At 71.1% G+C, this 9,939-nt stretch carries 5 protein-coding genes and 1 pseudogene; 3 read left to right on the plus strand and 3 right to left on the minus strand.

The genetic code is table 11. The features are described from left to right. Positions 1-14 precede the first annotated feature (14 nt). The gene (locus QRX50_RS31775) at positions 15-1,130 is read right to left on the minus strand and encodes a tyrosine-type recombinase/integrase (RefSeq protein WP_285966800.1); all 1,116 of its coding nucleotides are present in this window, start codon (positions 1,128-1,130) and stop codon (positions 15-17) included. Positions 1,131-1,553: 423 nt separating this feature from the next. On the opposite strand from QRX50_RS31775, the gene QRX50_RS31780 reads away from it, so the two are divergent. Then, on the plus strand, positions 1,554-3,191 hold the full coding sequence (locus tag QRX50_RS31780; RefSeq protein WP_285966801.1) for an ABC-F family ATP-binding cassette domain-containing protein: 1,638 nt from the start codon (positions 1,554-1,556) through the stop codon (positions 3,189-3,191). Positions 3,192-3,317: 126 nt separating this feature from the next. On the opposite strand, the gene QRX50_RS31785 is transcribed toward QRX50_RS31780, so the two are convergent. Beyond that, on the minus strand, positions 3,318-3,746 hold the full coding sequence (locus QRX50_RS31785) for a PPOX class F420-dependent oxidoreductase (protein WP_285966802.1): 429 nt from the start codon (positions 3,744-3,746) through the stop codon (positions 3,318-3,320). A 116-nt stretch (positions 3,747-3,862) separates the two neighbouring features. Continuing rightward, on the minus strand, positions 3,863-4,810 hold the full coding sequence (locus tag QRX50_RS31790; RefSeq protein ID WP_285966803.1) for a methionyl-tRNA formyltransferase: 948 nt from the start codon (positions 4,808-4,810) through the stop codon (positions 3,863-3,865). Positions 4,811-4,975: 165 nt separating this feature from the next. Between QRX50_RS31790 and QRX50_RS31795 the strand changes: the two genes are divergently transcribed. Continuing rightward, on the plus strand, positions 4,976-6,316 hold the full coding sequence (locus QRX50_RS31795) for a lysine N(6)-hydroxylase/L-ornithine N(5)-oxygenase family protein (RefSeq protein ID WP_285966804.1): 1,341 nt from the start codon (positions 4,976-4,978) through the stop codon (positions 6,314-6,316). Between the two features lie 50 nt (positions 6,317-6,366). Then, positions 6,367-9,513 (plus strand): annotated as a pseudogene (locus tag QRX50_RS31800) (amino acid adenylation domain-containing protein); the annotation flags it as partial. Positions 9,514-9,939: the final 426 nt, after the last annotated feature.

Consider the following 9,939-nt stretch of genomic DNA (forward strand, 5'->3'; position numbering starts at 1 on the left):
CGGCCGGCAACGGCTTAAACGATGGTGAACTCCATTGGATCCTCGGCGTTGGGCATCGCGGCAAGCTCGGCCAGGAACGACTTCTCGGCCGCCAGCGCCGCCTTGACGAGCTGGTCGGGCACGAGGTGGCCGTAACGGTCGACGGTGGTGGTGATCGACTCGTGCCCCAAGCGTCGCTGCACGGTCATGAGGTCGACGCCCTCGGCGATCATCCACGACGCGTGTGTGTGCCGAAGGTCGTGGATCCGCGGTGTCTTGCCGATCCGGTGCTCGGCTGGGATGGGGTGATCGTCGTTGTCGTGGGTTGCGGTGGCCGCGGCGACGGCCGGCTGCCAGACCCTTTCGGCGAAGGCGCTGTGCCAGAGCGTGCCGCCGCGCACTCCCGTGAAGAGCGGCGCATCGGCGGGGCGGTTGGCAACCAGGGGAACGAGGATCTCCACAAGCGATGGTGGCAGCGAAACGGTCCGGCGGGACCGTCGCGTCTTCGGCGGGCCGACGATGAAGCCACCTGGCACGCGTTTCCTGGCTTTGGTCACTCGGATGTACGGGGTTGGCGCGAGCAGGTCGACGTCACCGACTTGGAGCGCGACGAGCTCACCCCAGCGCAGGCCGGTGCGGGCGAGTGTGTGACACAGCGGCTTGAAGAAGTCAGGTACGTGGCTGAGAAGGATGTTGAACTCGCCGTAGGTGAGGAACGTGGCCTCGAACGGCAGAGAGCTGGACGGGAGCCGGATGCCCTTGCACGGGTTCTCGTCGATCAGTTTCCACTCCCTCACGGCGACCTTGAAAACCCCGGACAGGAACGCGTGGATATTGGAGATCGACTTGGAGGAGAGCCCGTTCGCTTCGAGCTTGTTGAGCCAGTTCTTGATATCGGAGCGCTCGATCTTGTCGATCGGCTTGTGGCCGAGGTGCGGGTTGATGTGCAAACGGGTGATGCTGCGATAGCTGTCGCGGGTGCGTTGCTGCACGCCGGTGACCTCGCCGACGTGGCGTTCGATGACGGCCGAGAGTAGGGGAGCTTGGCTCTCGATGTCCGCCATGACCTCGGCTGCGCGGTCGAGTCGGTGGCCGCAGCGTTCCAGCAGGTCCTTGAAGCGACCGGCCTTTTCCTCGTCGTCGAACTTCATCCGCTCCTTGCTGCGCGTGTGCGGGTCGTACCAGACGACGCGGTACACGGTTCGAGGGACGGCGTTGGCGCCGCGACCGCGTTCGACGCGGGGTTCGATGGAAGCCACTACTACCTCCCGGCGAAACGAACTGGGCGCAACCGGCGCAGCGGATGGATGTCGACGGAGGCTGCTGCTCGGCGGTTGAACCGAGCCAGCTTCTCCTCCGCCGACCGGGCCTGAAGGATCTTCGCGTGGGTCACGAGACCGGGAGATTACTCGCTGATCTTGGCTCCCGGGGGACAGAAAGCCGGGTCTGGGGGATACGGCTTTCCGATATGGGCTCTGACCAGCGCAACTTTCCCCATGCGTGACGGGGACGACACTCGACACACTGGGAGCACGTCCGCCGCGAAAGACGGCACCCGTAGAATCAGCCGGGAAATGAGCGCAACACTCGTCGCGAAGGGCCTGGCCTCCGGCCACGGCGACCGCATCCTGTTCTCCGGCCTCGACCTGGTCGTCGCTCCCGGCGACGTCGTCGGGCTGGTCGGCGTCAACGGCGCCGGCAAGTCCACGCTGCTGCGCACCCTCGCGGGCCTGCAGCCGCCCGAGTCGGGGGAGGTCCGGCTGAACCCGCCGACGGCCACCGTCGGTCACCTCCCGCAGGAGCCCGAGCGGCGGCCGGGGGAGTCGGTCCGGCAGTTCCTCGCGCGCCGCACCGGGGTCGCCGAAGCGCAGCGTGAGCTCGACGCCGCCACTGAAGCGCTGACCGAAGGTGCCGCCGGCGCCGACGACACGTACGGCACGGCGCTCGACCGCTGGCTCGCCCTCGGTGGCGCCGACCTCGACGACCGCGCTGGTGAGGTGGCCGCGGAGCTGGGGCTGGCCGTGGACCTCGACCAGCCGATGGTCTCGCTCTCGGGTGGACAGGCCGCGCGTGCCGGGCTCGCGTCGCTGCTGCTGAGCCGGTACGACATCTTCCTGCTCGACGAGCCCACCAACGACCTCGACCTCGACGGCCTCGGCCGCCTCGAGCGGTTCGTCACCGGCCTGCGCGCCGGCACGGTGCTCGTGAGCCACGATCGCGAGTTCCTCGCGCGCACCGTGGACCGCGTCCTGGAGCTGGATCTCGCGCAGCAGCAGGTGAACACGTTCGGCGGCGGCTACGAGTCCTATTTGGAGGAACGCGCCGTCGCGCGGCGCCACGCGCGCGAGGACTACGAGGAGTACGCCTCCACCCGCTCGGCGCTGGAGGCGCGCGGGCAGATGCAGCGCTCGTGGATGGAGAAGGGCGTCAAGAACGCGCGGCGCAAGCAGACCGACAACGACAAGGTCGGCCGCAAGTTCCGCAGCGAGGCCACGGAGAAGCAGGCGTCGAAGGCGCGCCAGACCGAGCGCATGATCGAGCGCCTGGAGGCGGTGGACGAGCCGCGCAAGGAGTGGGAACTGCGCATGGAGATCGCGGCGGCCCCGCGCGCCGGCGCGGTCGTCGCCACGCTCCGTGGCGCCGTCGTGCACCGCGGTCCCTTCACGCTCGGTCCCGTCGACCTCCAGGTGGACTGGGCGGACAAGGTCGCGATCACGGGTGCCAACGGCGCGGGCAAGTCCACGCTGCTGGCGGCCCTGCTCGGCCGGCTGCCGCTCGACGAGGGCAGCGCCGCGCTCGGCCCCGGCGTCGTCGTCGGCGAGGTCGACCAGGCGCGTCAGTTGTTCCTCGACGACGTCCCGCTCGCCGACGCGTTCGCGCGCGAGGTTCCGGAACTGCCCGACGCCGAGGTCCGCACGCTGCTCGCGAAGTTCGGCCTCAAAGCCGCGCACGTGCTGCGCCCCGCGGCCACGCTCTCGCCGGGCGAGCGCACGCGCGCCGCCCTCGCGTTGCTGCAGGCGCGCGGGGTGAACCTGCTCGTGCTCGACGAGCCGACCAACCACCTCGACCTGCCCGCGATCGAACAGCTCGAGTCCGCTCTGGACCGTTACCCCGGCACGCTGCTGCTCGTGACCCACGACCGCCGCATGCTCGACGCGGTCTCGGTCACCCGGCGCTTCGAAGTGGCGGACGGGAAAGTCACCGAGTCCTGACGCGCCGGCCGGCCACGGCTTCCGGCGGGAAGCTCGTGACACCGCGACCCTGGCGGTGGGGGTTCCCGATCGACGGGACGCTTGCGGCGCATGGCGAAACCACTGAGTTTCGCTGATCGGGACGCGTCAGCCGGCCACGGCGTCGACCCCCGTGGTGTGCGTCGGATGGACCACCACGAGGACCTTGCCCGGCGAGGTGGCGTAGCCGACGAACTGGTCCACGCTTTCGGCGGGCAGGTAGCGGCGTGCGATGAGCTCCGAACCACTGCGCACGCGGGCAGGGTCGGTGACGATCTCGGCCGTCCCGTTCACCGAGACGAAGCTGTAGGGCGCCACGTCGTCGTGCACCGTGAGCGCGACCTCGGCCGAGGCGGCGATCGCGCGGCCTTTCACACTGTCCTGGGTAATGCTGACCAGCAGGTCTTCGCCGTCGGCGGCGAACCAGACGGGGACGGCGTGCGGGCGGCCGTCGGCACGGACGGTGACGAAAATGGCGCTGCGGTTGCCTTCCGCGAGGAAGGCGCGGGACCGCTCGGCAGACATCGGGGTGGCCATGTCGGGTTCCTCCAGCGGTCGGGCCCGGCGCGGATAGGCCGGGTCACGGTTGCGGCCACCGTAACCCGGCGCACCGACAAACTCGGGCACCCGGAAGTTTCAGCCGATCGGCAAAATCATGGCCGATCGGTGAGGTACCCGCCCATCGTCGTGAAGTAGTCCGCTGCCGCCAGCTCCGTGCCGTCCTCCGTGCGCACGCGCTCCACCAGTAGCCCGGGGGAGTGCCCGCGCCGCGCCTCGGGACCGGCGACGATCACCACGCCGTCGCCCTCCTTGATGAAGATGCGGCCCGGCGTGCCGCCGTAGTGCCCGGCCGACACCGACGCGCGCACGATCCGCAGCGGACGGCCGCGGTGGTAGGCGAACGCGTTGGGATACGGGGCGGACTGCGCGCGCACCAGCCGTTCGATGTCCGGAGCGGGCCACGTCCAGTCGATGAGACTGTCGCGCGGCGCGCGTTTGTGGAAGAAGCTCGCCTTGGACCGGTCCTGCGCGATCGGCACGACGGTGCCCGTTTCGATGAGTGAGAGCGCCTCGGCGACGATCGGCTCGATGAGATCCACCGTGCGGTGGAACAGATCCGTGGTCGTGTCCTTCGGGCCGACCGGCACCGCGCGCTGCACCACGATGTCGCCGGCGTCGAGTTCGGCGTTCATCAGGTGAGCGGTCACGCCGACCTCGGGTTCGCCGTTGACCAGCGCCCAGATCAGCGGCGAGAACCCGGCGTACGCGGGCAGCAGCGAGTCGTGGACGTTGAGCGTGCCGTGCGTCGGCAGGTCGAAGATCTCCGGCGGCAGCCAGGTCCGCCAGTTGTTCGCGACGATCAGCTCCGGCTCCGCGGCCTTCAGCTCGGTCAGCAGCTCGGCGTCGTCGGGGCGGTTGCGCAGCAGGGCCCGGATTCCGTTGGCCTCGGCCAGTTCGGCCACCGAATCGTCCCAGATCTTCTCGTACGCGTGGTCGCTCTTCGGGTGCGTGACCACGAGGACGACCTCGTGACCAGCGTCGATGAGGGCCCGCAGTGTGCGGTGCCCCCAGGTCTGGTAGCCGAACATGGCCACGCGCATCGGCGAATCCCTTTCGCGGTCGAGGGGACGAACATCACCCACAAGGTACTAGCTGAGCCTGTCCTAAGTTAGGTTAGGGTTCCCTGAGCTTCTTGCGTAGTGGAACTGAGTGTTGTGGGAGCTGAGCCGAACCGAGATGCGGCAGTGCCGCGCTAGGGGACTTTCATGTCACGAGCAGTGGTCGATGGCCAGGTGCCGGTGTACGACGTCGTCGGGGTGGGGTTCGGACCATCGAACCTCGCCCTCGCGATCGCGCTGACCGAGCACAATGCCGCGCCCGGGTCCGGTGACACGGTCACCGCGCACTTCCTCGAGTGCCAGCCGCGGTTCGGCTGGCACCGCGGGATGTTGATCGACAGCGCCACGATGCAGGTCTCGTTCCTCAAGGACCTCGCGACCATGCGCAACCCGACGAGCGGGTTCAGCTTCCTGAACTACCTGCACGCCAAGGGCCGGCTGATCGACTTCATCAACCACAAGAACCTCTTCCCGCTGCGGATCGAGTTCCACGACTACTTCGAGTGGGCGGCGGCCAAGGTCGACGACGTCGTGTCCTACAGCACCGAGGTGCTGTCGGTCGAACCGGTCCGCGACGGCGAAGAGGTGGTCTTCTTCGACGTCCGCGCGAAGTCCGGCGACGAGATCGTGGAGCTGCGCGCGCGCAACCTCGTGCTGGGCACGGGATTGCGGCCCAACCTGCCCGAGGGCGTCACCGGCGGTGAGCGGATCTGGCACAACAGCCAGCTGCTGCCGCGGGTGGAACGGTTGCGCGACAGCGAGCCGAAGCGGTTCGTGGTGGTCGGCGCGGGCCAGAGCGCGGCCGAGGTCGCGGCCCTGCTGCACGGCGAGTTCCCGCACGCCGAGGTCTGCGCGGTCTTCGCGCGCTACGGCTACAGCCCGGCCGACGACAGCTCGTTCGCCAACCGGATCTTCGACCCCGAGGCGGTCGACCACTTCTACGGCGCCAGTGAGCCCGTGAAGGACCGCCTCATGCGCTACCACGGCGCCACCAACTACTCCGCGGTCGACCTCGACCTGATCGACGAGCTCTACCGCCGCGTGTACCAGGAGAAGGTGCTCGGCGTGGAGCGGCTGCGGCTGTTCAACGTCTCCCGGCCCGTGGACGTGACCGACCACGGCACCCACGTGCGCGCGACCGTCGAGTCGCTGACCACCGGCGAACGCGCGGTGCTCGACGCCGACGCGGTCGTCTACGCCACCGGGTACCTGCCGGCGGACCCGACGCCACTGCTCGGCGAGCTGGCCGCCGGTTGCCGGCGGGACGCCGAGGGCCGGCTGCGCGTGGAACGCGACTACCGCGTCACCACCGACACGGCCGTGCGCGGCGGGCTCTACCTGCAGGGCGGCACCGAGCACACGCACGGCATCACGTCGTCGCTGCTGTCCAACACCGCGGTGCGCGTCGGCGAGATCCTGCAGTCCATTGTGGATCGACGGGCCGCCGTGGCGCACCTGCCCGAGTATGCGGTGAGCGGTACGCGCTGACGGCGCGGCGCCCAGTCAGTCCAGCTTCAGTCAACGGTGGAGGCTCCCAGATGACCGGCGTCGTGCCCGGTTCCCCTTTGACCGCGGCGCAGGCCGGGGTCTTCTTCGCGCAGTCGCTCGCCCCGGCGGACCCGGCGTACCGCATCGGCTGGTACGCCGACGTGCGCGGCCGCGTCGACCTGACGCGGCTCGCGGACGCGGTGCGCCAGGCGGTCGGCGAAGCCGAGGGGCTGCACGTGACGGCCGAGGCCGACGAGACGGGCGTGCCGCGGCAGAACCCGGCGGCGTGGGCGGCCGAGGTGCCCGTGGTGGACCTGTCCGGCGAGCCCGATCCCGAGACGGCGGCGCACGCGTGGCTGCGGGTGGCGCTGGCGGAGCCGGTCGACCTCGCGCGCGGGCCGTTGACCGCGCACGCGGTGCTGCTGCTGGGACCGGACCGCGTGTGGTGGGCGCAGACGTTCCACCACCTGGTGACGGACGCGTACGGCCAAGCGGTGCTCACCCGCCGGGCCGCGGAGCTTTACGACGGTGCCGCGTCCGCTGTGGACTGGAGTGTCGAGCCGCTCCTGACGGCCGACCGCGAGTACCGGGAATCGGCCGCGTACGAAGCGGATCGCCGGTACTGGCGCGAAAAGCTCGCCGGCCGGCCCGATCCGGTGCGGCTGGCCGGCGGCGACGGTGCGGTGGTGCGGCGATCGGTCACGCTGCCGGCCGCCCGCGCCGACGCGGTGCGGAAGTTCGCCGGAAACCACGGCACCCGGCTGTCGCGCGTGGTGATCGCGGCGCTGGCCGCCTACGCGCACCGCGTGACCGGCGCCGAGGACCTCGTGCTCGGCCTGCCCGTCGCGGCGCGGGCCGACGCCGCGCTGCGCGAGCGGCCCGGGATGCTCTCGAACCTCTTGCCGCTGCGAGTTTCCGCGCGGCCCTCGACGACGCCGGCCGAGCTGGTCGCGGCGGTCACCAGCGAGGTCGCGGACCTGCTCGACCACGGCCGCTACCGGGGTGAGGACCTCGCGCGCGAGGAGAACCTGACCGGCGGGATGCATGAGCTCACCGGGCTGAGCCTCAACTTCCTGCTGGAGGTCTCGGTCGCGTTCGGCGAAGCCGCGGCCACGGTGCACAGCGTCGCGCTCGGCCCCGTGACCGACCTCGCCGTGACCGCCCACGACGCCGGTGCGGGCGGCGGGCTGCGGCTGGAGTTCGCCGCCGCCGGCCCGCCCGAGACACTCGCCGAGCACGAACGCCGGTTCCTCACCGTGCTCGACGCCATGGCCGCGCACGCCGACCGCCCGATCGCGGCGATCGACCTGCTCACCGAACGCGAACGGCAGCTCGTGCTCACCGACTTTGCGACCTCGCCCGCCGAGTCGCCGGAACTGACCTGGCCTGAGGCGTTCGCCCGCGTCGTCGCGCGGCAGCCGGACGCCGTCGCCGTGGTGTGCGAGGGCGAGATGCTCACCTACGCCGCGCTCGACGCCGCCGCGAACCGCCTGGCGCGCCTGCTCAACGGCCGCGGGGTGCGGGCCGAGGACGTGGTCGCGGTGGCGCTGCCGCGCTCGATCGACCTGGTCGTGGGCCTGCTGGGCGTGCTCAAGGCGGGCGCCGCGTATCTGCCGCTGGACCTCGACCTGCCCGAGGACCGCCTGGCGTACCTGCTGACGGACTCGGGCGCGCGCATCGTCCTGTCGGTCGCCGAATCCGCGGACCAGCTGCCCGTGGTCGAAGACGTCGTGCTGCTCGACGATCCCGCCGTGCGCGCGGAGCTCGCCGAGCTCGACGGCGGGCCCGTGGACCTCGGCGGGCTGCGGCTCGACCGCGCCGCGTACGTCATCTACACCTCCGGTTCCACCGGCAAGCCCAAGGGCGTGGTGCTTTCGCACGACGGCATCGGCAGCCTGATCGCCACGGCCACCGAGCGCATCGGGATCACGCCCGAGAGCCGGGTCGTGCAGTTCGCGTCGGCCGGGTTCGACGTGACGGTGTGGGACCTGGTGATGTCGCTGTGCGTGGGCGGACGGGTGATCGTGGTGCCCTCGCACCGGCGCGTCGCGGGCGTCGAGCTGACCGGCTACATCGCGGACAACGCCGCCACGCACATGATCCTGCCGCCCTCGCTGGTGGCCGCGCTGCCGGCCGACTGCGAGCTGCCGAAGGGCGCGGTGCTCATCGTCGGCACCGAAACCGTGCCGCCCGAGCTGATCGCGCGCTGGGCGAAGGACCTGCGTGTGGTCGCCGCGTACGGGCTCACCGAAGCGACGGTGAACTCCACGCTGTGGCTCTCGCAAGCGGACTGGACCGGGCCGATCCCGATCGGGCGGCCCGACTCCAACACCCGCTGCTACGTGCTGGACACCGCGCTCAACCCCGTGCCTCCGGGCGTGGAGGGCGAGCTGTACGTGGGCGGCCGCGGGCTCGCTCGCGGGTACGTCGGCCGCGCCGGGCTCACGGCCGAGCGGTTCGTGGCCGACCCGTTCGCCGGGCCGGGCGAGCGCATGTACCGCACGGGGGACCGCGTGCGCTGGCGCGCCGACGGGAACCTCGACTTCCTGGGTCGCGCCGACCACCAGGTCAAGATCCGCGGTTTCCGCGTCGAACCGGGTGAGATCGAGTCGGTGATCGCAGCGCACGACGGCGTCGCGCGCGTAGCCGTGGTGCCGCGCGAGGTCAAGCCAGGCGACCGGCGGCTGGTCGCGTACGTGGTGCCGGAGCACGCGCCCGGCGCCGACCGGGACCCGGCGCGGGAGGCCGCGCAGGTCGGCCGCTGGAAGGACGTGCACGAGCTGCTCTACTCGGTCGCCGACCGCGACCCGTTCGACGAGGGCTTCACGGGGTGGAACTCCAGCTACGACGGCGAACCGCTGCCGCTGGGCGACATGCGCGCGTGGCGGGGTTCCACTGTGGACTCGATCCGGGCGTTGCGGCCGCGGCGCGTGCTGGAGCTCGGCGTGGGCAGCGGGCTGCTGCTGTCGAAGCTCGCGGCGGGCACCGACGAGTACTGGGCGCTGGACCTGTCCGAGGAAGTGGTGCGGCTGCTGGAAAGCCGCGTCGCGGACCGGCCGGAGCTGGCGGGCAAGGTGCACCTGCGGGCGCGGCCGGCGCACGAGCTGGGCGACCTGCCGGCCGGGCACTTCGACACCGTGGTGATCAACTCGGTGGTGCAGTACTTCCCGAGCGCCGAATACCTCGTCGACGTGCTGCGGCAGCTCACGGGCCTGCTCGCGCCCGGTGGCTCGGTCTTCGTGGGTGACGTGCGGAACCTGAGCCTGCAGCGCGTGCTGCGCGCGGGCATCGCTGCGGCGCAGGGGGACGCGACGCCGGCGGCGGTCGATGCGGCCGTGGCTCGTGAGGACGAGCTGGTGCTCGACCCGGGCTTCTTCGCCGCGCTGCCCGCGCGGATCGCCGCGTTCACCGAGGCCGACGTCCGGCTGAAGCGTGCGACGTACGAGAACGAGCTGAGCCGGTACCGCTACGACCTCGTGCTGCGGACGGAACCCGCGGCCCCGCGCGAAGTCCCGGCGGTGCCGTGGGCCGAGCTGGGCTCGTCCGGCACCTTCGCGGCTCACCTCGGCGAGCTCGAGCCGGTGGACCTCCGAGTCACTGGAATCCCGAACGAGCGGCTCATC

Source organism: Amycolatopsis sp. 2-15 (assembly GCF_030285625.1).
Taxonomy (GTDB): domain Bacteria; phylum Actinomycetota; class Actinomycetes; order Mycobacteriales; family Pseudonocardiaceae; genus Amycolatopsis; species Amycolatopsis carbonis.

Excerpts from the sequence above, each read along its gene's own strand:
- QRX50_RS31775 (WP_285966800.1), bottom strand. The coding sequence starts at position 1,130 with ATGAAGTTCGACGACGAGGAAAAGGCCGGTCGCTTCAAGGACCTGCTG.
- QRX50_RS31780 (WP_285966801.1), top strand. The coding sequence starts at position 1,554 with ATGAGCGCAACACTCGTCGCGAAGGGCCTGGCCTCCGGCCACGGCGAC.
- QRX50_RS31785 (WP_285966802.1), bottom strand. The coding sequence starts at position 3,746 with ATGGCCACCCCGATGTCTGCCGAGCGGTCCCGCGCCTTCCTCGCGGAA.
- QRX50_RS31790 (WP_285966803.1), bottom strand. The coding sequence starts at position 4,810 with ATGCGCGTGGCCATGTTCGGCTACCAGACCTGGGGGCACCGCACACTG.
- QRX50_RS31795 (WP_285966804.1), top strand. The coding sequence starts at position 4,976 with ATGTCACGAGCAGTGGTCGATGGCCAGGTGCCGGTGTACGACGTCGTC.